The organism is Bifidobacterium dentium JCM 1195 = DSM 20436 (assembly GCF_001042595.1).
In the GTDB taxonomy this organism is placed as follows: Bacteria; Actinomycetota; Actinomycetes; order Actinomycetales; family Bifidobacteriaceae; genus Bifidobacterium; species Bifidobacterium dentium.
This window is the reverse complement of record NZ_AP012326.1, coordinates 1,936,677-1,958,292: the sequence shown is the minus strand read 5'-3', so window position 1 is coordinate 1,958,292 and position 21,616 is coordinate 1,936,677. Positions and strand designations below refer to the sequence as shown.

At 56.4% G+C, this 21,616-nt stretch carries 20 protein-coding genes; 12 read left to right on the top strand and 8 right to left on the bottom strand.

The window, feature by feature from the left end; genetic code table 11:
* Nucleotides 1-11: 11 nt before the first annotated feature.
* The gene (locus BBDE_RS08330; RefSeq protein WP_003839096.1) at nucleotides 12-1,349 is read right to left on the bottom strand and encodes a 3'-5' exonuclease; all 1,338 of its coding nucleotides are present in this window, start codon (nucleotides 1,347-1,349) and stop codon (nucleotides 12-14) included.
* Nucleotides 1,350-1,621: 272 nt separating this feature from the next.
* On the opposite strand from BBDE_RS08330, the gene BBDE_RS08325 reads away from it, so the two are divergent.
* The 4 genes from BBDE_RS08325 to BBDE_RS11595 are packed head-to-tail and all read left to right on the top strand — an operon-like array spanning nucleotide 1,622 to nucleotide 5,358.
* The gene (locus BBDE_RS08325) at nucleotides 1,622-3,061 is read left to right on the top strand and encodes a hypothetical protein (protein ID WP_003839101.1); all 1,440 of its coding nucleotides are present in this window, start codon (nucleotides 1,622-1,624) and stop codon (nucleotides 3,059-3,061) included.
* On the top strand, nucleotides 3,061-4,008 hold the full coding sequence (locus BBDE_RS08320; RefSeq protein ID WP_003839103.1) for a hypothetical protein: 948 nt from the start codon (nucleotides 3,061-3,063) through the stop codon (nucleotides 4,006-4,008). The genes BBDE_RS08325 and BBDE_RS08320 overlap by 1 nt, the downstream gene beginning before the upstream one ends.
* Nucleotides 3,998-4,657 carry an ImmA/IrrE family metallo-endopeptidase gene (locus tag BBDE_RS11600; RefSeq protein WP_228369696.1) on the top strand — a complete coding sequence of 220 codons (660 nt, stop codon included), beginning with the start codon at nucleotides 3,998-4,000 and terminating at the stop codon, nucleotides 4,655-4,657. Before BBDE_RS08320 ends, BBDE_RS11600 begins: the two co-directional genes overlap by 11 nt.
* Nucleotides 4,606-5,358 carry a hypothetical protein gene (locus tag BBDE_RS11595; RefSeq protein WP_231860719.1) on the top strand — a complete coding sequence of 251 codons (753 nt, stop codon included), beginning with the start codon at nucleotides 4,606-4,608 and terminating at the stop codon, nucleotides 5,356-5,358. The genes BBDE_RS11600 and BBDE_RS11595 overlap by 52 nt, the downstream gene beginning before the upstream one ends.
* 41 nt (nucleotides 5,359-5,399) lie before the next feature.
* Here BBDE_RS11595 and BBDE_RS08310 read toward each other — a convergent pair whose 3' ends face one another.
* Nucleotides 5,400-5,627: a hypothetical protein gene (locus tag BBDE_RS08310; RefSeq protein ID WP_003839105.1), complete on the bottom strand. Its 228-nt coding sequence runs from the start codon at nucleotides 5,625-5,627 to the stop codon at nucleotides 5,400-5,402.
* Nucleotides 5,628-6,198: 571 nt separating this feature from the next.
* On the opposite strand from BBDE_RS08310, the gene BBDE_RS08305 reads away from it, so the two are divergent.
* Nucleotides 6,199-7,182: a hypothetical protein gene (locus tag BBDE_RS08305; RefSeq protein WP_033489019.1), complete on the top strand. Its 984-nt coding sequence runs from the start codon at nucleotides 6,199-6,201 to the stop codon at nucleotides 7,180-7,182.
* 789 nt (nucleotides 7,183-7,971) lie between these two features.
* Here the strand turns inward: BBDE_RS08305 and BBDE_RS08300 are convergent.
* The gene (locus BBDE_RS08300) at nucleotides 7,972-8,436 is read right to left on the bottom strand and encodes a GyrI-like domain-containing protein (RefSeq protein WP_003839109.1); all 465 of its coding nucleotides are present in this window, start codon (nucleotides 8,434-8,436) and stop codon (nucleotides 7,972-7,974) included.
* Between the two features lie 379 nt (nucleotides 8,437-8,815).
* On the opposite strand from BBDE_RS08300, the gene BBDE_RS08295 reads away from it, so the two are divergent.
* From BBDE_RS08295 to BBDE_RS08280, 4 genes are all read left to right on the top strand, one after another.
* On the top strand, nucleotides 8,816-9,568 hold the full coding sequence (locus BBDE_RS08295; protein WP_003839112.1) for a glycoside hydrolase family 3 C-terminal domain-containing protein: 753 nt from the start codon (nucleotides 8,816-8,818) through the stop codon (nucleotides 9,566-9,568).
* The gene (locus BBDE_RS08290) at nucleotides 9,547-10,440 is read left to right on the top strand and encodes a fibronectin type III-like domain-contianing protein (RefSeq protein WP_003839114.1); all 894 of its coding nucleotides are present in this window, start codon (nucleotides 9,547-9,549) and stop codon (nucleotides 10,438-10,440) included. The genes BBDE_RS08295 and BBDE_RS08290 overlap by 22 nt, the downstream gene beginning before the upstream one ends.
* Nucleotides 10,437-10,688: a glycoside hydrolase family 3 N-terminal domain-containing protein gene (locus BBDE_RS08285; protein WP_003839116.1), complete on the top strand. Its 252-nt coding sequence runs from the start codon at nucleotides 10,437-10,439 to the stop codon at nucleotides 10,686-10,688. Before BBDE_RS08290 ends, BBDE_RS08285 begins: the two co-directional genes overlap by 4 nt.
* Nucleotides 10,689-10,766: 78 nt before the next feature.
* Nucleotides 10,767-11,078, top strand: coding sequence for a hypothetical protein (locus tag BBDE_RS08280; protein ID WP_003839118.1), 312 nt, complete (start codon nucleotides 10,767-10,769; stop codon nucleotides 11,076-11,078).
* On the opposite strand, the gene BBDE_RS08275 is transcribed toward BBDE_RS08280, so the two are convergent.
* From BBDE_RS08275 to BBDE_RS08255, 5 genes are all read right to left on the bottom strand, one after another.
* Nucleotides 11,072-12,388, bottom strand: a complete 1,317-nt coding sequence (locus BBDE_RS08275) for a DUF6880 family protein (protein ID WP_012902422.1) — start codon at nucleotides 12,386-12,388, stop codon at nucleotides 11,072-11,074. The genes BBDE_RS08280 and BBDE_RS08275 overlap by 7 nt on opposite strands.
* A gap of 180 nt (nucleotides 12,389-12,568) precedes the next feature.
* On the bottom strand, nucleotides 12,569-12,991 hold the full coding sequence (locus BBDE_RS08270; protein ID WP_003845014.1) for a hypothetical protein: 423 nt from the start codon (nucleotides 12,989-12,991) through the stop codon (nucleotides 12,569-12,571).
* A gap of 552 nt (nucleotides 12,992-13,543) precedes the next feature.
* The gene (locus BBDE_RS08265; protein WP_012902421.1) at nucleotides 13,544-16,696 is read right to left on the bottom strand and encodes a DEAD/DEAH box helicase; all 3,153 of its coding nucleotides are present in this window, start codon (nucleotides 16,694-16,696) and stop codon (nucleotides 13,544-13,546) included.
* 9 nt (nucleotides 16,697-16,705) lie between these two features.
* Nucleotides 16,706-17,140, bottom strand: coding sequence for a (deoxy)nucleoside triphosphate pyrophosphohydrolase (locus BBDE_RS08260; RefSeq protein ID WP_003839129.1), 435 nt, complete (start codon nucleotides 17,138-17,140; stop codon nucleotides 16,706-16,708).
* Nucleotides 17,141-17,546: 406 nt separating this feature from the next.
* Complete coding sequence (locus tag BBDE_RS08255) at nucleotides 17,547-18,551, bottom strand: Gfo/Idh/MocA family protein (protein ID WP_003839133.1); 1,005 nt, start codon at nucleotides 18,549-18,551, stop codon at nucleotides 17,547-17,549.
* 145 nt (nucleotides 18,552-18,696) lie between these two features.
* On the opposite strand from BBDE_RS08255, the gene BBDE_RS08250 reads away from it, so the two are divergent.
* The 3 genes from BBDE_RS08250 to BBDE_RS08240 all read left to right on the top strand — a co-directional run bounded on the left by BBDE_RS08250 (nucleotide 18,697) and on the right by BBDE_RS08240 (nucleotide 21,614).
* Nucleotides 18,697-19,161 carry a very short patch repair endonuclease gene (locus BBDE_RS08250; RefSeq protein ID WP_003839134.1) on the top strand — a complete coding sequence of 155 codons (465 nt, stop codon included), beginning with the start codon at nucleotides 18,697-18,699 and terminating at the stop codon, nucleotides 19,159-19,161.
* Between the two features lie 76 nt (nucleotides 19,162-19,237).
* Nucleotides 19,238-20,482 carry an aminotransferase class I/II-fold pyridoxal phosphate-dependent enzyme gene (locus BBDE_RS08245; RefSeq protein ID WP_003839136.1) on the top strand — a complete coding sequence of 415 codons (1,245 nt, stop codon included), beginning with the start codon at nucleotides 19,238-19,240 and terminating at the stop codon, nucleotides 20,480-20,482.
* A gap of 160 nt (nucleotides 20,483-20,642) precedes the next feature.
* A complete protein-coding gene (locus tag BBDE_RS08240; RefSeq protein ID WP_003839139.1) occupies nucleotides 20,643-21,614 on the top strand; it encodes a Ppx/GppA phosphatase family protein in 972 nt (323 codons plus the stop codon).
* Nucleotides 21,615-21,616 lie beyond the last annotated feature (2 nt).

The following is a 21,616-nucleotide window of genomic DNA, read 5'->3' as shown; positions in this document are numbered from 1 at the left end:
TCGAGGAGACGTCACTCATCGGCATCGCGCATGACCCGCTCGCCCCGCTCGTAGCGGGAACGCAGCACGCCGAGCTGGTTGCGTATCGCGCGCATCATGATGTGCGCGTCCTCGAGTCCGAGATGGCGTTCCCGTTCCCCTTGGTCGAGCCGGATCAGACCGCCGTCATGGGCCGGTACCTGCATGTCCCGGTCGTCGTCCAACGCGTGGTTGCGCCGCGCGTAGTCGTCGAGCCTGAAACCCTGCGCGCGTGCGTCCTCGCTGTGATGCGCCACCTTCATGGAGTCGATGATGCGGATGCGCCCATCGCGCAGTGCCTCCGCGTATCCCTCGCAGTTGCCGATGAGAAAGAACTGCTCGAACCTGGCGTTGTGCGCGACCATGATCCGTCCGTCGAGAGCGGTCATCATCGTCCTCTGCGCGTCCGCATCCTCTTGGAATGGGACATGCCCGGCGACGTCGGCCGTGGTGATGCCGGTCAGGCTGGTGATGTCCCTGCCGATGCCCCGGAGCTCACGCTGTCTCGAGAGGCCGTAGGTGTGGCGTTGCGCGTCGGAGGCGCGTCCGGTGGCCATGTCATACAATTCCCATCCGGCGTCGATAATGTAGTCCTGGTTCGGGCTGGTTCCGGTGGTCTCCAGATCGATGCCGACCAACGTGCCAGCCGCCGGATGGGCGCCGTACTCGGCGACTATGGATTCGGTCTGGTCCATGCCGGCGGCGATCCTGCGCCCGACCTGCTTACGGACATCGGCTGGATCCCTGTCCTGCAGCCAGGCGATCTCCCTGTACACGCCGGACGGATCCGACGCCTCCGTCTTCGTGAACCGTGGCTTCGGCTTCGGGACGCCGGACGGCTTCCTCGCAGAGTGGGATCGGGATGGCCTGACCTGTTGGCGGATCGTTTTCGCGGCCTGGTATCCGATGAGTCCGGCGAGGCACTCGGACTCATCGTAGGCGTCGCGCGACTGCCATGTCAGCAGACGGATGGCGGATGCGTTCCCGACGATTCCCGATGGGTCGTTTTCGAGCCAGGCCTTCCTCATCGCGGACAGGTAGTCGTTGTTCTTCACGAGACGGGAGTAGACATCGCGGTACAGGTCCTCGGGCGTTGCGACGCGTCCGTCCAGCGGTCGTCCCTCGATCGAGATCCGCAGCGGATCGCGCAGACGGGCGAGCAGATGGTCGGCGGTCCCGGCGAGCGGCCCGCCGACGGATTCCTCCAGTCCACGCCATTGCCCGATGGTGTCCGCGGCTTCCCGTGCGAGTCTGAGGTATTCGTCCCTGCCCTGGTCCGTATTCGCGACCTGTCCGAGGTATTCGTCCATCATCCTGTCGGCACCGTTCATCGTTGCCCCTTTCCGCGGTTACAAAGTATCCGCAATTCTTCTGCCGGTCAAATCGGATATCCACAATCCACCGGATAGATGCGCGTGGGAGTGGTACACGTTATTTATCCGGTGGATGAGGCGGAAACCTCACTGGGAGGAAAAGGGGTGAAGCGAACATGACGATATCGGCCATATGGTCCTGCGGCCATGCCTCTCCTGCGGAGGCGCCACCGTGTCGGAGACGTCCCACGGCTAGAATTGATCGCTACCGGATAACAGGGGAGAATCCAATGGACACAAGGAAGATTCCGTTCGATGGAGGCATGGCTGCCACGCCAGAATTCGTGCTCATCACACCCGTAAAAGGTGGGAAAAGATTGTATAAGGGTGTGGATGTGACGAATGAACTGTATCCGTCCGACGACAGGCGATGTATGAAGGAGCTCAAACGGAACATGCTCGAGAAGGACGATCCGAGCGAATGGCTTGATGGGCCTGCATGCGAGTTCGCGTTGCGGTTCGCCATCGCGGTGTGCCTGAGAAATTCGTATGTGGAATTGATCCGGAAATACCGTCTCGATGAACCGGGTGATCCCACCCCGAGCTCGAATTCCGTGCGTGAGTTGAGCCGCGCCTTTCTCGGGGCAGGGGACGCTCCCCGGTTCGACATCATGAGGACGAAAGCGGAGCTGGATTCAAGGAAAGCCGAACTGGACTCGAAGTGGGCTGGACATCGGGAGGAATTATTGGCCAAAGCGCTCGAGATGGGGCGCGATCTGCGCACAACTGAGGATATCAAAAAGCTTTCGCCGGATGCGATGGACATGCTCCTCCAGATTATGGATGGCGGTCCACGGCCGGAGGAAAGCCGTGACGATTCGGATCGGGATCTTTTCATTCCGACCCCGTACGTCGGATATTTCATATACCGGTTCCTGGTCCCGAAGGAGGAACGTGCCAACGAAAAGGGGAGGCACCCCATCGCCTACTGGTCCACGAAGCAGGCATGGGACCACGCCACCATTGAACGTCTGTGGGACGAGAACGACAGGGATCTGAAGAACTGGGAGTTCGAAAGCTTCCTGGAGGTCTCGGTCAACGACTTCCTTTACAGGGCGAACGAGCGGGCCTCGGCCACATCCGGCCTCGGCGAGCTTATACGGAAACGGTTGTCGGCCGCCCGCCGGGAACGGTACGAGTTCATCCGCGTCTTGGCCGGCGAGAAGGACGATCCGTTCATCGAACAGATCAGACAGGTCGTGGATTCCGGCGGGAAATGGGACGCGTCCAAGGAAAGACGCCACGGATACCGCAGGAAGATGACGCGTTGGGGAAACTACGGTAATCCTGCGGAGATGTCCAGCCTCGTCGCCGGCGACGGCAGCGGGATATGGAAGGCTATCGCCGCCGATAGCCGGCTTTCGTCGAAATGGGAGGCGCTAACAATATACGTCGGAGAGAAGAAACCCGGTGGAAGGATGCCCAACGTCGGCCGTAAAGGGTCGCGGGAACTGGAGAAATATCTCAGATTCTGCTTCGACGTTGCGAATGGCACCCTTCCGATGCGGCCGATCATCGAACTCGTGTTGAAGAAATGCAAGAAGTTACGTCCGTTAGGTTCGGACAGCGCGGAGAGCAGACGGCCGGTGACCATGGGCAGACATTCCGAAGTCGGCGCCGCGGCGTTGGAGATGGCGCGATTCTTCAGGGATTCAGAGGAAGGCGAGTGATGATGGACAGGAAGACCGAGAAGAGACTCATCAACAGCATCGCGCATCAGTACCAGCCTGAGAAAAGCCGGGATGCGACGGATCCCGACGCGGTGGCCTTTCGGCTGGAAGGACCTGTGGCCCCAGGCCAGCTGTGGGAGGTCGACGACCGCGAGACCCATGCGATGGCATTCATATGCGAAATACCGGAAGACGACAGGCGGCTCGTCCGAGTCATTCCGGTCGGCGATTACGACAACGGATACGATTCACGTGATCTTGTCATCCTCCCGACCGGCTCGCCGACGGGATTCCCCCTGATCGCGTACAAGCAATTCGAGACGACGATACCCGTCAGACTACTGTCCGTCCCCTACGGTTCGTTCGACGGGCAGACTGTCGCCGCGATCCGTTCGTTCGTGGGGAAATTCGATCCGGACGACGAGGATGGGGCCACTCTCTCCGACCGTCTGAACATTCAGGACCGGTTCGAACGATGGCACGCGCGATGCGGCCGGCTGCCCGAGCTGCGCAACGTCTCGGAAGACGGATTCACGGTCAGCCGGGACCTAAGTGGCTATCTCGAGGCGCTCCGGACCGTGCTCGGTCTCGCCCCGGCCCAATGCCTCGCGGTCCGGCGCGGAACGTTGACGCTTACCGACGAGCAGGAAAAACGCATGGAGGAGGCCGGTTTCGGGAACCGTCCGCGGACCACGGGCGCGCTGCCCAGGTCGTTCGTGGAACTGTCCGAACAGCCGCGTTGGCGTTTCGTGGCCGATGAGTACATCGACCGTCACGGGGATCCTTCGATGTCATCGTTCGACGCCGACGGAGCCGCTCGCGGGATGCTCGCCCGCCGTGCGTTCGCCCTCGCGGCCAGAGCCAACGGGACGGGAGACGAGGCGGTCATGGGGATGATGGCGAAGGCGGCCGGAACCATGACGGAAAGAACGGACGATGATCGCTGATTCCATGTATCGTCAGGAGCTTGACGTCCAGGTCAAGGAGATGCTCAGGCTTGCGCGGAGGAAAAGCGGATCGTTCGGAAAGGACTGCCTGTCCGATCCTGGAAAGCTTCGGCGGCATTGGAGCGGATGCCTGGACATCGTGTACTATTCGCCGCGGGACGAAGGACGGCTCAAGGCCGTCAGAGAGGATGCGCGGACCATGGACGACAACGCGTCCTACGCGGACCTTCTGGGATTCTTCTCCCCGTCGCTCGTCAATCCTGGAATCGAGATGGACAAGGCATACGTGGCATGGGCCGATGGCGAATACACGACCCGACGTAACTTCACGCTGCTTCACGAGATTGGACACTATCTCCAGGAGACGGATTTCGATCTGATGGTCAGGGTGGGTTCGTTTGAGGACGACTACGTCGCCAAGAGGTTCGAGGAGGACGCGTGCAATCGGTTCGCGTCGATGGCGCTCCTACCTGACAAATTCATCTCGGAATGGCTCCCCGGAACCGTTCCCCTAGGGCCGCCGACATCTACGACATCTTCGAACAAGGAAGGACGTACGCGCCCGAGAAGAACAGGGTTCGCGTGTCGCGGACGGCGGTGGTCCGACGTCTTGGCGCGCTGCTCCCGTCATTGGGGTACGCGTCACTGATCGAGAACCCATATGAGGAGGACCGGCCGCCGAAAGTGGCTTGCCGTGCTTGGAGCGACGGTGATGTGGATTTCTCCTCGGAATTCACCGCCGCGGAAGACATGCTGTACGCGCGTGCGCGGAGTGGAAGGAAACGTCTGGATGACGGGGAAGGCTTCGCTTCGTATACCAGGATGTTCCTCGGCTTGTCATGTGGGGAACGTCCGCTGCGCGGCGACGTGGTCTTCTCCCGCGGGAGGAAAGAATACGCCTTCATGGTCGTGGAGTATCCACCGGAGGTCAGGGAGGAAAGCATACGTGCCGGATTGAGGCCATTCGACGGGATCGACGGATTCGCTTCCGCATGCGAGGCAGCCGTGCCCGACTACGTGCTGGACATTGAGCATGAGACGATGTCGGCGTTCGCCGAATGGAATTCCACAACTCCGTGCGGGAGGACGGGAAAGCTTCTTTCGGAACGGACCGCCAATGAGCAGCTCCGTTTCCTGACGGATCTTGGAGGCACCCTACGCTCGGTAGGTTGCGACGGACTCGCCGATGGACTGTCCGAAACGATATTCTCATATGACACATACGCCGCGTTCCGTCCCGTCTATCAACGAATCCGCGAGAAAATGCCTATCGCCGACCCGAAACGAACGAGAAAGAGCCATCTCATATCGGCGTTGGCAAGGTATGGTTCCTTCCTGACCGTCGTTTAGATAGAGGCGGTCACACGGCTCCCTTCCCGAAAGCGTCCTGTTCATTCGTTTTCGCTCTCGTTGCATTCCTTGAGTTTCTTCGGAATGAAGAACAATGCCACTCCAATGATAAGGAATTTGAATCCCGTCTCCGGATATGCCAACGAACCGACTCCGTAGAACATGCAGCAGACGCCAGCGACCCTCGAAATCAGGTACAGCGCGCGCAATGGGTGCAGAATCGCGGACATGATGACGTAGCCGATGATGAAACCAATGAAAACCGCCATGACGAACTCCTTATCTCAAACATGTGCCCGCAGTGCCCTTGTTTTAGGAACTGTTGACATGGGAATTCCCACCGGATAATCCAATGATTGGAAAAGATAGGACGGCGCGCGACGAACATCATGAATTGGATTCATATCCGTCTCTCATACCTAGCACTCCATATATATGGTCTCGCAGATGGGAAGATGGTACGACGGATACCCTTGTGGGATGATGTGCCGAATCATTAAGTGTTGCACTGACGGTTATATAAAATACTTAGGAAAACCGGAACGATGCCTGGCGGAGCATGTCCTCGTGTGTTCCGCAAACGGAGGTTTCCGGAACAAAGGCTGGAATAGGGAAGTCGTCTCCGACGCTCCGGCAAATAGTGTTCCAAAACCCGTCCCGTAATCAACGTTCCGAAACTCGACGCCTTGACGGGTGGTGGCATGGTCGGAACCATGGCGAGCACGATTTACGGATACGCGAAGGGCAGTCATCCAGACGGACGACAGGTTCTATAACTCGTCCGTCACCACAAATCCCTTCAACGTCATCCGCGGCAAACAGGCGAACGAAATAAGCGTTATGGAGTTCATGACCGTTCTGAACGCCCCGTATTACCACAATCCGGACACATGCCGAACCCTGTTGTTCGACGAGGCGAAATCCCTATATGGACTAGATTGCGGAAACCATTTGCTTGATGTGAACCTCGGCTTGGCCCATTCCCTGCTTCTACACCACGAACTGATCGAGGAGAATTTCGAAACGAGCACCTGCTCCTGCGTCGACTACGACGACAATCCGACCCGGTTCTTCCAAGCCTTGCTGCGGATTCTGCAGTCTGCCATCACGTCGGCGAAGCATATGGAACCTCTGTGCAACCTTGCTGCGAAATATCCCTCCATGAGCACCTCTAAACCTGATTCCACAGATAAGATCGAGCCGATACGTGAAGAACTGTCTTCGGAGACGGCTGTTCACGAAACATCTGGTACCGCATTCGCCGATGAGGACGGCTGCAGATTCCTATTCACCAGCATCATCGATCCTGAGTCAATCCCCCGAAGAGAACCGTCGCAGGACCGCGCGGATTGGGTCATCGAGAACATAACCAGAATCGTCCATGGCGAATTCCCCTTGCAATATGGACTGCTTCGTCAGCAACTGGCCCAGCCGATGATCGATGACGGATTCCGTGAGGAGATGATTGACACGTATCTGCTTTGGTCCATACGCTCCATGACAGAGACTATCGTCTTCCGTGCCGGATTTCTCTTTCCCCTAGATTTCTCGGAACGGGAATACTGTGTTGTCCGTGGACGCGCCGTCGACCAGATCCGTATCCCGGAAATAGCCTTGGTGATGCATCGGATTGCGGCCAGCCGAACCGGAATGAACCGGACGGATCTCTTTGGCAAGACAGCTGGCATCTTCGGCCTAGATCAAGCGGCGATTGACGTACAAGTCGCAATGGGGGAGGCCTTCAAGTTGCTGGGCGATACCGGCAGAATCCAGCAGGAGGACGATACAAGCCTCGTGAATCCCATCGGCGGCGTATCCATGTAATCGGTTATGCTGGCGGATCGAAAGATTTTCGAGAATAACGGAGAGGACGGAAGTTGCGCAACGGACCGAACAGGTAGTTCCGGAAGAGTCCACGGCATCCGGCAAATGATTACACCGGCGAGCGATAGCCGGAAATTGCTGAAAGGATGCGGCGGCTAACTCTCGAGACGACGAGAAGTCATCCGGGGATTAAACTGGCGGACTCACGGACACGCTGATAAAACACCTCTCCGGACAATGCCCCTGTATGGCTAGAATCCTAATTTAGGAGTCTGAGCGGGGGGGGGGTAATGCTGTTGCGGCAGCGGTCTTCTGACCGATTCCTCGAAAAGAACGCGGACAGCATATACCGTATGGCCAAGGACTACTTCAATCTGGATAATTCCCCCTCTTCGACTTCGTCAATATCGACGATTCAAACAGGAAAATGATTTTCTGACCGACGTTGACGCTGGCTGCGGCGAAGGATGAGATGAAAGCTATCCGTGATTGCCAAAGGCGACAACGCGATTCTCCGTGTGACCATACTCAGACCGTGGTGTACTGCCTCCCAAGAGCGGAGTCCAGGCCGAAGAATTCATTGACGGTTTCGCTCAAACGCTACCTTTCCTGGGAAAAACCGAAGACATATTGGACCCGGATCCGTCCCGTTCGCAAGAGGACATTGCCCGAAAAGATCTGGCCCGGGGCATTAGACGCGATGCCATGTTTCAGCGTGTCCCACACATCCTTCGACCGGTCACCGACCAATCTGCGCAAAGAAGCGGGCATTACCCGTTCTTTCTCCCGTTACAACCTGCGGATGGGAAACAACATATAGTTTTTGCCTGTGCCGGGGTCGGTGAAGTCTTGAACGGCACCGGCCAGAGAAAACTGCTTTTCTTCCAGCAGGGCAAGCATTTTCTGGAAGATATCCGGCTCGTCACATTCTGCCTGAAGATATTCAAAGCCGGGAATCACCCACTTTGTCCAACCATCGGGAGCCGGTGCCTCGTCCTGACATTCCACTCCGGCCAGATACAGCCCTTTGCTGAAACCGGACTCCCATGGACGGAAAGACCGGGAAAAATCCGTCATGGCTCCCCAAATGCCTACAAGGTTTCCACTTTCATCTTTCTTCGTCAAATCCGCCACTTCGTCAAAATGTCCATTGGCATCTGCCCATAGCCTCTGAACAAAGCCGGCACCATTTTCTGTAGAACCCTCCCTGCCGATGACGACAAAGGTGGTTTTTATAAGCGTAGCGATTTTCATAACACCCTTTCCAGATTATGGATTCATGCTCAAGTGAGCGTACATATGGGTTTCAAATTTCGCCACATTGCCATAGCCCACCATATTGCCATAACCCAGCATACCGGGTGAACGTGGATGCGCATTCCACCCGTCATCACACGCATGTTTCCCGCGAACACCGAAGAAGGTGTGTCGTGGCGGGCAGATTATGCATGCAAAAGGACAGATTATTCCGCGATGAGCGATACGTAGGGTATGAAAATCGCCACGTCCATCACGCCTAATCGTTGAAAACACCCGACTTTACCGTGCCACGAATACGGCATCCTCCCGCATCTACACCGCCAAGCGTGCCCTGAGCAAATTCTTTACCGTGAATTCGGACGTGGAAAAGGCGATGGACGAGGCTACGGCGCGAGGCCTCGACTCCGATGGCTACCAGAAGCCGGATGAGAAAACCGGCTTTGAAAGATCCACCGATACAATCATCGAATTCGATTCCAGCATCTACGGTGGCCTTGAGGATTCCGCGAATGGCACCACCGGAATTGTATTCATCGGTCGTTCCGATGGCGAAGGTGGCGACGTGACCGCCGATGTGCCGGGCAGCGTCATCGAGGGCAAGGGCTATGCGGATGGCACTCCCCATCAGCTGGCCATCAGCCAGGATGAACGCAACACCATCAAATACGCCAAAGAGAACTGTGACAAGGTCGTAGTGATCATCGACTCATCCAACGTCATAGAGATAGGCGACCTTATGAACGACGACAGCGATGTTTCCGCTGATGCCATCCTGTGGATCGGCGGGCCGGGAGGTCAGGGTTTCAAGGCCATGTCCGAGATCCTGTGCGGGGATGTCAACCCGTCCGGCAAGACCGTCGATGACTGGATGACCGATATCATGGAAGACCCCAGCACGTCGAACTTCGGCAACGCCGAATACGAGAACCTGTATCTGTTGCAGGGAGGCTATCCGAATCCGGTTGGCGATTCCACCGAAATGAACTTCATCGAGTATGAGGAGAACATCTATGTGGGGTACCGTTATTACGAAACCGTCGATGATACCGGCGGAACCTTCACCGTCAACGGTAAGGATAACCGGACCATGCCGACGCCGTGCAGATGCCGTTCGGCTATGGCCTGAGCTACGGCACCGACTTCAGCCAGGAAATCGTCTCCACTGAGCAGAACGAGGATTCCGTAACGTTAAAGGTGCATGCCGCCAACAACGGTACCAAGGCCGGCAAAGACGTGGTTCAGGTCTACTACAACCCTCCGTACACCGACTTTGATGCCAAGAACAGCATCGAGAAGTCCACCGTCAATCTCATCGCATTCGAAAAGACGGATGATATCCAGCCGGGAGCGGCGCAAGACATCACGGTAACCGTCACCAAGGAAGATATGGCGTCCTACAGCTATGCACATGAGAACTCTGACGGCACCAAAGGCGCGTATCTGCTGGAACAGGGCGATTACGCGCTGAGCATCAACAAAACCGCGCACGAGGAATACCAGTCCGTGACCGTGAATGTGCCGCAGACCATCTGGTATGACAACGACAATCCACGGCAGTCCGACAAGGATGGCCAGGCCATACTGGACGATCAGGGTGATCCGACCAATGAACCAGCGAATGGCGATACGTTCAAGGCGGCCAGCAATCTGTTCCAGGATATGACCGACCATATGAGCAAGACCAGTCAACTTACCCGCGCCAACGGTGCGCTGAGCAACACCGCCACATTCCCGACCAAGGAGGAGATGGCCGATATCTCCGCCGCGTTCAACGCCAAAACGGACGACGAGGGCCGGCTCATCCTACAGCAGATGGATCTGGACACCGACACCACCCTCGGCAATACTGCCGGCAGCAAAGTCTACACCACCGAGAAGCCGACCAGCAATGCCGATAACGGACTGACGCTGTCGGATCTACGTGGCGTTGACTTCAATGATACGAAGTGGGACCAGCTGCTTGACCAGCTTGAATGGCCGTCAAGAATGCCAGAATGACTGTGAAGTATGTGGATACCGACACCAAGCAGACAAAGACCAAGGTGATACGCGGCGCCACCAGCGTGATGGGCTGTGTGAACTACCTCGGCACCACGTGGGGCGGCGCGGATTATGCGCTCAACACCGACCTGCTGCGTAATGAATGGGGCTTCAACGGCTTCCTCATCTCCGATATGGTGATGAACGCCGGCTCCAACAGCGTGGACCAGGCGTTGCGTTCCGGCACCGATAGCTGGATGGCATAGGGTACCGCATTCACTTCGCTGATTCACGACACAAGCTCGGCCACCGGTGTCGCCACACTGCGTCGTGCGGTAAAGAACATGAGTTACGCGATTGTCAATAGCCGAGCAACGGACGGCATCGCTCCCGGTACGAAGATCAGCTACCGGATCTCTCCCTGGAAGATCTGGCTGTACTCCGCCGACGCCGCGGTCGCAATCCTCGCCATAGGCATGACCGTGGTCATGATCCGTCGTACAAAGCATGCCAAGGCGACCCCGGATCTGTACAAGCCACGTAAGCTCCGGTCCAAGAGCGCAACCGGAAGAAGCCTGAAACCCATAACCGAAACTGCCCTGGAAAGGCGTGAGCGGCCGTATGCCGTTCACGCCTTTCCTTATCGGAATCACTGATTCCTACCGGGCGTGTTCTTCCAAGCTTCGAGTTTCATGTGGTTCAGGGCCGTGTTCGGGTCATACGTGTCATCCAGACGTTCCTGATACATGGCGATCAATTCATCGCGGCGTCCAAGTGCTTCATATGCTGCTTCGCGAATCGTCTCCCACTCATAGGGCACAACCTCTTCAGGGAACATGACCGTGCACTGGTTCGGCTTGTCTCGCTGTACCAGATCCGCGAAATTCAGCAGATCCTGCCAACGTTCCGCGGCAATCAGGCGAGCCGCATAAGCATCGGCGAGTGGTTCGGAAGTGTGGTTGTCCCGCAGGAAGCGATCGGCTTCGTCAGCATCGCCGCTGATGCGCATCAGATCATGACGGAGAAATTGTACGGCATGATCAAACTGGTTCTGCGCAGTCTCGGCGATTTCCTTCTCCGTCAGCAACGCCGGATCAAGCATGGCAAGATCCTTCAACTCCTCCTCGGAAAGCGAGGAATCCATTTGGAAAAGGTCTATGTCGGTCTTAAGTTCCGCCAAAGGCGTGGGTTCATTGGAATCGCTGGTTTTGTGAGACTCCGCGTCCGTGGTGGTGTCTGCTGCGGAAGCAGCGAATTCACTCATCGTGGCCATCGCCTTGTTCAATGCATCGTAGGCGAACATGCGTGTATCGTCCCATTGCGCGAACGACAGGCCACAGGAGAGCAGCTCCACCATTTGCATGGCGTTGAGTCGGAAGTCATCATTGCATGCGACCTGCGTAATCATACGTAGCGACTGCTCTCCGGTCATGGGATCGGCGTTGCAGGCCACGGCATCCATATATACGCGCACGTTTTGGATGAGATCTTTCAGATAATCGAATCCTTCGTTGTCACGGTCGGCGACGTTGCCTACAAAACGGGCCGTCATCTCTACGGCCTTGGCGAGGTTACCGACCGCGTCAAGCCAGCGCGTACTCACCACGGCGTTACCGACTACGGCATCCACGCCGGAAAGGGCCTGTGAATCGAGGTGAAAGGTCGGCATGTCCATGCGAGGCATCTCTACGCCGGTGTCGGTGCGTTCGGCGGTGGGCACGATGGCGGCGATGGAATCGAAATACCATTGCATGGGCATGCTGATTACGTTATCGGCATCGGAAAGCTGCGCCACAGGTACATTGTTGCGATTTTCGGCGTCCTTTTGGGACGCTTCACGGATCAGATGATTCCACAGGAACGTCGGACCATCGAATTCCCCTGTTCGCAACCAACCATTGTTGACGTAATCGATGAGATCATCGACCTCCTGCCGACGGTTGATTCTGCCGTGTGCGTTGCTCATGCGCCCGCCTTTCCCGTAATAGACCAGGCAATGCACTGTACAGGCTACATCATGAGACGGTACAACACTAGGGAAATACACGGGAGGTCAAGCGTGAAACACCGTGTGAAAACAATCTCAGCCGTTCCGTGATGAGATTCTTCCGCCGTTACGTTGCGTTGGCGCAACGAGCGACGAATCTCAGTACTTGTTGGCGCCTGATCCGACGAAATTGACTTCAAAGCCGCGATGATAGTGCAGGAACATGTCGGCGCCGTAACGGTCGACAGGACGATGCGTGAACAGCATGCGGATAGCGAATGCGGTCTGTACGTCATACGGCAGGTTCATGAATTCCTTGTGAGCGTCCCAATACGGATTCATGGTGATGGCCGCATCCGGCACGTAGGCATAGCCGTAACCATCTTCGTTCACATAGCCCATGAACGGTAGATCCCAAGCATTATGGGCGGTGAGGGCGCGCTTGAAATCCTCGACCTGAGCGAGGGCCTCGTCGCTGATGCCGAGCTCCTTGGCGACCTTGTTGGCTGCGGCGGTTTTGGCGTCGGCATCCTGTCCGAACATGCTGAGATCCACATTGATGATGGTTTTCTCGTCTGCCATGATGATGTTCCTTTCGTGGATTTGTACTTTTGTGTACAAATGATATGTGCGTTTTAATGTTCTTTTTATTTGCAAAATGAACATTGAAACTCGGTTTGCGTGTGTGGTGATAGTGGTTGCTCAATGCTTCCGAGAACAACCATAGCATGCTCCAGTAAGTAAGAAAACGCTGTAATTCACCCTTTTGTGGTCTGTATTAGCGGAAAAACGTTGTGATTCCAATGATTGATAGCAGATAAAATAATATGAGAAAAGTTAACATTGAGCGTGTTCTTTTTCTTCTGCGATGATGTGTTATATTTCTGTTCAAACGAACATTTCAGGTCTGGCTGAGATGATACGGCGTATCGCTGGCCTCGTGAATGAAGGCTCATATCAGGTGAATTCGCGAACGTCTTGTTCGACGCTATGTGGCTCAGCGGACCAGACGCGGCGAGGTCGACTCTGCGGTGCTATTCCTGCGGGAGCATTTTCTCAAACACATGGATGAGTAAAACGTTTGGGCCGCGCGTCCATGGTGTTGCGGCCCGTCCATGCTCGTGAGCCCAACAGTCACAGTGCGGATTTGCCAGTAAGGTGGCGGTAAAGCTCCGGGTCGACGGGCTTCATGAGTTTGAGCGTGGAGATGACTACCTTGGATTCCTTGCCATCCTCACCGACATTGACGGATTCGCGTACATCATGCAATGACGCCGCATTGCCGACAAAGTAGTATGAAGTCTCTTTTTCCTCTGCCTTGCGCCGGATGAAGATCGGCACAAAGTGGCGATCCTGCCATGTCAGAGGGCGTTCGGTTCCATCAAGCAGCCACCGGAATTCGTTGGATTTCAACGACCGGTTGTTTTTGCTGAACCATTCGATTTCACCGGAGTCAAGAAAACGATCACCATATTGACTCGCCTCGTACTTGATGAAGATCGGCAACGTATTGGTGAGAGAGTCAAGCTTGTAGCCGCCGACGTTCTGCGGCACCTGCTCGGCTTGCCAGCCACACAGCCGCATCACATCGAAGACGCTGTATTTCTCGCCATAGATAAATCCATGATTTTGCACGATTCGATGCTTCACCGCGTTCCGTTCCAGAGTCAGTGCGTTACACAGACCGGCTTTGACGGTGTCCTCAAGGAACAGGTTGAATGTCGGATTGTCCAGTTGTTCAACAAAAACATCAGAGAGTCTGCAACGCTCGCCATTGTCGACGGTAATGAACGGAGTCTTCCCAAAACGCTGGCTGTTCGCGGCAATGAAATATGAGTAGTCAAGTGTTGCCAATGCGGACCGCCACTGCAGTTCGCTATTATCGGCGCCAGGAAAAAGCTCGGGCAGTAGCTTCTGGAGATCGGCAATGCCCAACGAATCCAAAGTCTTGGCGGAATGAAACGCTGTAGACGACCGCTCGCTGCATTCGGGATCAATCGCATTCCAATCCAATCCGCACAGTACCGCCAAAATCAGCAACTCGTGAGGTCGCAATCCACGAAGTTGCGTGGCGGTCAGCATCTTCAACATGCCATTGTGCACCTCGGAAGTCGGCTCAAGTTGTTCCAGATACGAAGCAGTCGCATGCCTGCCGCGAGAAAGGCTCTTTTCGCGAGAACGTACAAACGATAGGTAATCATCATTCTTTGCAGCCATGGTGTATACCAGCGAAGCGTCACGTCGTGCGATATCCATGAGCATCGGAATGCGACCCAGCTCATACCGCATCTGCTGGTATTGACGGCTGAGCAACTGCATATTCGACAAGTCGGCGGTATCGAGCGAAGCCAGCACGCGCTCGCGGGCGATCTTGTCGAAACTGATCGAAGAAATGCCGATCGTCTCGCGCTGCAGGTTCTTACGGGCGACGTCGCGATCGCCGGTATTGCCATACAGTGCGATCGGAATCAGATAGTTATTCGCATAATTGCCGATGAAATCAATGACGACAACCGAATCCTTGCCGCTTGCCTTACGCAGTCCGCGTCCAAGCTGTTGCGTGAAGATGATGCTCGACTGGGTCTGCCGGAGCATCACAATCTGGTTGATATGCGGAATATCCACACCTTCATTGAACAGGTCGACCGTGAAAATGTAATCCAGCTCGCCATTCTCCAGTTGTTCAACGGCAAGATCACGCTCCGCTTGGGAATGTTCGCCGGTAATCGCCTTTGTGTGATACGGACGTTCCGCCTGTTGGTTGATCTGCTGATTGAACAAAGCGGACAGGCGCTTCGCCTCTTCGCGCCGACTGCAGAAGACCAGACCTTGCACGTCGGTGCCGGCTTCGCCGTACAACTGGATTTTGTCGATGATATAGTGCACGCGGCTTGGGCTGGTGAGCTCCTCGAGCCAATGAGACAGATCGTTGCGTTCCTGCTCAGTCCAGTCGCTCGCCTTGATCTGCTTGCCGAGCAATCTGCCGTTCGGGGCTTCCTGAATGTACTCGTGAACCCCGTAATAATGAAACGGGCAGAGCATGCTCTCTTCAAGCGCCCGCTGCAAACGGATCTCATACGCCACGTTGTTGCCGAATAGCTCGAAGATATTGGCTCCGTCGGTACGTTCCGGCGTTGCGGTCATACCGAGCATGAAATCCGGGGTGAAGTAGTCGATGATTCGTTTGTACGAGTCAGCTGCCGCATGGTGTACTTCATCGATCAGAATGTAATCGAAATCGTCTTTGCCGAACTGCACAAGCACTTCCGGGCGGGACATCGTCTGCACGGTCGCGAACAGGTATTTGCGATCGTGTTCCTTGCTGATGCCGGAAAACAGGCCGAGTTCCTTAGCGGGGCAACCGAGTACTTTCTGATATGATTCCTTGGCCTTTTTCAGGATTTGTTCCTGCTGTGCAATGTACAACATGCGTTTTGGCTTGAATTGACGGACGTCAAATGCGGATAGGTATGTTTTGCCGGTGCCGGTCGCGGAAATGATGATTGCTCGGCTTTCGCCCTGTTTGCGCAGTTGTGCAAGATTCATCAACGCTTCGACTTGCATGGCATTCGGCGTGATGGTTCCTGCATCCTGTGTCTGCCTGCGATTTGGTCGGCGCGGTGGCGCGTACCTTTTGAAATCCTCCTCATACAGTTTGAGCCATGCGTCGGTGAGTGGCTTCGATTCGCTGATCTGGGAGTTGATTTCAGCAGTGAGCTGTTCGGCCAGGCCGCTGGTATCGGTGGTTGCGACTCTCAGATTCCATTCACGATTGGAATTCAGCGCGTTGATGGTGAGATTGGAGCTGCCGATGTATGTGGAGTAGAGCGGTTCGTCATCATCCGAATGGTGAAAGACATAACCCTTTGGATGATATGGGAAATCGGCGGTGTTTTCGGTCTCGTCGGTCTGACCGGGCTGCCAGATCCGTACTTGGATGCCTGTTTCCTGCTGTAGCTTCAGTAGTTCGGCGAAAGCCTTCGGGGAGTTAAAGTAGTTGAAGGTAGACGTGATGATTCTGCCGGACCGATGGTCGTTGCTGTCGGCAAAATCAAGGAAATTCTGCTTCAGCGTCTGCAAGGCGCCCTGACTGACGAAGGCAACGGACATGTCGAAATTCTGACTGCGGCCAAGTTCATCCTTGATCGCATATTCCATGGTCCTGCCATCATGGTTCGCGATCAGCATCGGCTCGTATTGTGGATCGACATCGTCTTTCTTTTCCACGAAACCCGAAAGAAGCGATTCGATCAGAGAAGAATTCTGCTGCCAGCCATCGTCCGTCATCGTCTGCCGTCACTTTCTTGTGAAATCCATCGCACAGATCAGTTGCACCGCTTCGCGGTCGGCGGGCGCCCAATCCAACGTGAGCATCTCATCTGGCGAAAGCCAACGGATTTCATGGTGTTCCGTCAGTCGAGGGGTGCCGTTCAGCAGATAGCAGACGAACGAGGTAAGCACAACGGTGCCGAAGTCGTAATCGTAGGAGGATGTGCACACTTCATCTGCAACCTCGACCTCGCACAGCAACTCCTCTTCGATCTCACGATGCAATGCCTCGCGCGCGGTTTCGTGCGGTTCGATCTTGCCTCCGGGGAATTCCCAGAAACCGGCCAGCGACTTGCCTTCGCCACGTTGAGCGCACAGCACCTTACCGTTGCGGACGATGGCTGCGCCTACAACGTTGATGATGTTGCGTGGTTGTTGCTTGGCTGGTGTTGCTTCGGTCATGCTCTCTCATCTTCGTCAGAGGAAATCAGGACCAGGATACAACGGGGAGGAAAGAATATGCGTACCGACATGTGCGGCGGCTCATCATATTCAGTGAAAAAACCAGGAGAGGCCGCGTCTTCCGAATCATTCGGGGCATGCCCGGGCGTATTTGGTGACATGCATTCTGGCTGTCATGGCCGCTATTGAAGGTAACGGCAAACGGTAGCCGCCTGTTGTCGTGATGACCACATACCCCCTAAAACACTATCTCGCCGCCGTGTGAGCAAGAGTTGCGATGCCTGCGTTTTGGGAAAAATGAAAAGCGCGGAAAATCGGCACTTTTCGTCAATGCCTGCTTACGGGTTGCTTCTCATATGAGGCAAAGTGCTCACGCGGCGGCGAGATAGTGTTTTAGGGGGTATTGCTAAGCTTCGAATGGATACGTCAGGCCCCAGTCGGCACGTAGTGAATCCATGAGTTCCATGATGCGTAGGGTGTCGGCGTGGGGCATGGCCTCGCATTCGCGGCGACCATCAAGCATGGCCTGTGCGGAGGCTGCAACCTCGTACTCGTAGCCCGTTAGCTGTGGCGGAACATCATAATGGGCCTTGATCTGATGATTGCCGTCATGCACGTCGATTGAGGCGACGTTGTTGATGTTCTCGCAGGTCAGATAGCCGTCCGTGCCCCAAACGGCGCCCATACGGTCCGAATGACACAGAATGGAGCTTTGCGCCGTGGCCATTACGCCATTCTCGTAATAGAATGTCATGGAATTATGGGCATCCACGCCGGTCTCATACGCTCGCATCGACGACTCCACGCGCGCGATCGGCGCATTGTGCATGATCATGTCGATGAAGTTGATCGGATATACGCCGACATCCAATAATGCGCCGCCGGCCAAGGCCGGATCGGTGATGCGCGCCTTCGCCGTGGTGGGGTAGCACAGATTGGCGTTGATGGCCGTCACTTCGCCGATGGTGCCGGAGGCGAGAATGTCATCGATCATTGTACGTGAGGGCATATAGCGCGTCCAGATTGCCTCGGCGCACAACATGCCGGTCTCACGCGATGCATCGAGCATTGCGCGAGTCTGGGCTGCATTCGCGCCAAACGCTTTCTCGACCAGTACTCCCTTACCCGCCCTCATGCACAATATGGCCTGTTCGGCATGCAGGTTATGCGGGGTCGCGATATAGACCAGATTCACATTCGGATCGGCGGCAAGCTCCTCATACGAGCCATACGAAACAGGGAAGCCGTACTGTGCGGCAAAGGTGGCTGCACGCTTGCCGTCGCGTGCCGCGACCGCATACGGCGAGACCAGATCCGCGTAACGCGGGTCGGCCGCCATCTTCACCAATGTTTCGGCCATGCTCTGCGCAATTCGGCCTGCGCCGAGAATGGCCACGTTCACTTGTGCCATAAGAGTCCTCCTTGAACCCGTCTGATTTGCCAGATTGCGTTGCTATGCACCAGATTACGCCGAATGATCCTGGGTCTTTTGCCATAATGGGGCCGTGGCGGGAAAAAGAGTCGAAAAGTACGAACGTGGCACCCGAAGCTACATCATGTCGCATATTCGGGGCAAGGACACGTCGATCGAAACGCTCGTGCGTAGTTTCCTGTTCGCCAAGGGCCTGCGATTCCGTAAGAACGACAAGCGCTATCCAGGGCACCCTGACGTGGTGTTGCCGAAGTACCATACCGTCGTGTTCGTCAACGGATGCTTCTGGCATATGCATGAAGATTGTACGAAGCATGCCATGCCGAAGTCGAACGTGGAGTTCTGGAGCGCGAAACTGCTGCGCAACCGTGATCGCGACGCCAAGCAGCATGCCGAACTTGAGGCGATGGGTTGGCGGGTGATTGTCGTATGGGAATGCGAGCTCGGCAAGAAGGTGCGTGAGGAGCGACTCGAACGGCTATATCGCGAGATCATGGCCGATGCCGGCGACGTTAACGATGCCGTCGGGGATGATGCCGTAGGGGATGATGACGTAGGGGACGGTAGGCCAGGCAGTCCCGATGTTTGAGGAATTCCTGCGCATTATGTGGGCGACTACCGCGAAAAAGGGTTGGCTTGTCGCGTCTCGCCGTTAGAACCGAGATATGGGAAACGCTGAAGATATCGCACGAACCGTTGTTACCGCTGCCTCGTTGCCGCGGATATCGCACCGTGCGCAAATAGCCAATCCGTTCCGCGCCATGGTTTTCGGCGCAATGGCCGATGAGATGATCGCGGCCGGCACCGACGTGGTCAAGCTGAGTCTGGGCGAACCGGATTTCGGCGCCCCACCTGCGGTGCGCGATGCGATGCGTGAACAGTACGATGGCCGCCCGCTGCCATACACCGCCGCGATGGGTCTGCCGGAACTGCGTCAGGCGATTTCCGACTTCTACAGGGAGCGTCACCACGTCGACGTCGATCCGAAACGTATTGCGATCACCGCAGGCGGATCCACGGCACTGCTGCTGTCCGCTGCGCTGACGGTGAATGAGGGTGACGAGGTGTTGATTGCGGACCCGTCCTATCCGTGCAATCGTGAACTGGTGCGCGCGTTCGGCGGCAAAGTCGTGGATGTGCCGACCAGTGCGGCCACTCGATTCCATCTGACGCCGGAATCATGCAGGGAATACTGGTCGGAACGCACCAAGGCCGTGATGATCACCTCGCCATCGAATCCGACCGGTACCACCATCGCCTTCGACACGTTGAAGGCCGTGTGCGAGCTGGCTCGTGAACGTGGTGCATGGCGTATCGTCGACGAGACCTACTTGGATCTGGCCGATCGTGAACCTGACGGTTCCGATGTGAAATCCGTGCTGGCATGCGATCCGGATGCCATTGTCTGCTCGAGCTTCTCCAAGTTCTTCGGCATGACCGGCTGGCGTTTGGGATGGATGGTTGTGCCTGAATATGCGCTTGAAGCCATGGATGACCTTGCCACCAATTTTTTCCTATGCGCGCATACGCCCACCCAGCATGCGGCGCTCGCGTGCTTTACGCCGGAAACGTTGGCTGTGTGTGAGGAACGCCGTCAGGAGCTGCTGGAGCGTCGGCGCATCGTGGTTGACGGTCTGGCTGAAATCGGTTTGCCGTTGGAGGTCGAGCCGAATGGTGCGTTCTATGCGTATTTCAACATTTCCGATACGGGTCTGGATGCGTGGACGTTCTGCGAACGTGCTCTGAAGGAGGCGCATATCGCGTTGACTCCGGGACGTGACTTCGGTGAGGCTACGGCCGATACGCATGTGCGTCTGTCGTATGCGGCCTCCCGCGAGGCTTTGCGCGAGGGCTTGAAGCGTCTCGGCGATTTTGTGGCCGGGCTGCGTGCCGGTAGCGTACTTGTCTGATTGATGAGGTTTCCGTCGTGTATGTGCCCGGTGCTTCGGATTGAATGCTGGAGGGCAAACGGCTTTCCGTTTGGCATATGAGAGGCCGTTGCGCGGTGGAAGAATCGCGAGGGCATGTCGCACATGAACTTAATCGCTTAAGTTGCTATGCTATGGAGGCATGGTGAATTTACGCTCGCACGCTACACGACTCGGCGTGCTCGATATCGGTTCGAATACGGTGCACATGCTTATCGTTGATGCGGCCCCGGGAGCCCGGCCCGAGCCGGAGGCGAGTGTGAAGAGCACTGTCCGCCTGATGCAATACCTCAAGGAAGATGGCACTATCAGAAAGGCCGGCGTTGAAGCCGTGCTCGAGGCCGTGCAAAAGGCGATGAAGCTTGCCGAAGAGTATGAAATCACCCAGCTGCTCGTGCTTGCCACCTCCGCATTGCGCGAAGCGCCTAACGGCGGCAAGATTCTGCGCCGCATCGAGGAGACTATCGGCCAGCCGGTCACCGTGCTGTCCGGCGTCGATGAGGCACGGCTTACCTTCCTTGCCGCTCGTCGCTGGTATGGATGGGATGCCGGACGCCTGCTCGTTCTGGACATCGGTGGCGGATCGCTCGAAGTGGCCATGGGTTCCGATGAAGACCCGACCGTGGCACTGAGCGTACCTGCTGGCGCCGGCCGCGTTACCCGCGAATTCCTGCCGGAAAACGGCGTCGCCGATGCGCAGGAGCTTGAAAAGGCCCGCAAGCAGATTCGCAGGATCCTCGATCCGATGGTCGAGGCGTTCCCTAAATCGAAGCATCCGATGCACGCGGTCGGCACGTCCAAGACGATTCGCTCATTGGCTCGCTTGGCTGGTGCCGTGCTACGTCAGCCTGGTCGTGTGGACACATCGGTGATGACCCGGGCTCAGCTTGAGGATTGGCTGCCTCGCCTTGCCTCGATTTCACCTGATCAGCGTGTGGCATTGCCGGGCGTCACGCCGGAGCGCACATATCAGATTGTCGGCGGTGGCCTGGTGATTGATGAGATCATGCGCGCGCTTGACGTCGAGGAGATCGAAATCTGCCCATGGGCCCTGCGTGAAGGTGCGATTCTGCGCTGGCTCGACCAGTTCGGACGTACGAGATTGGGATTCTGACC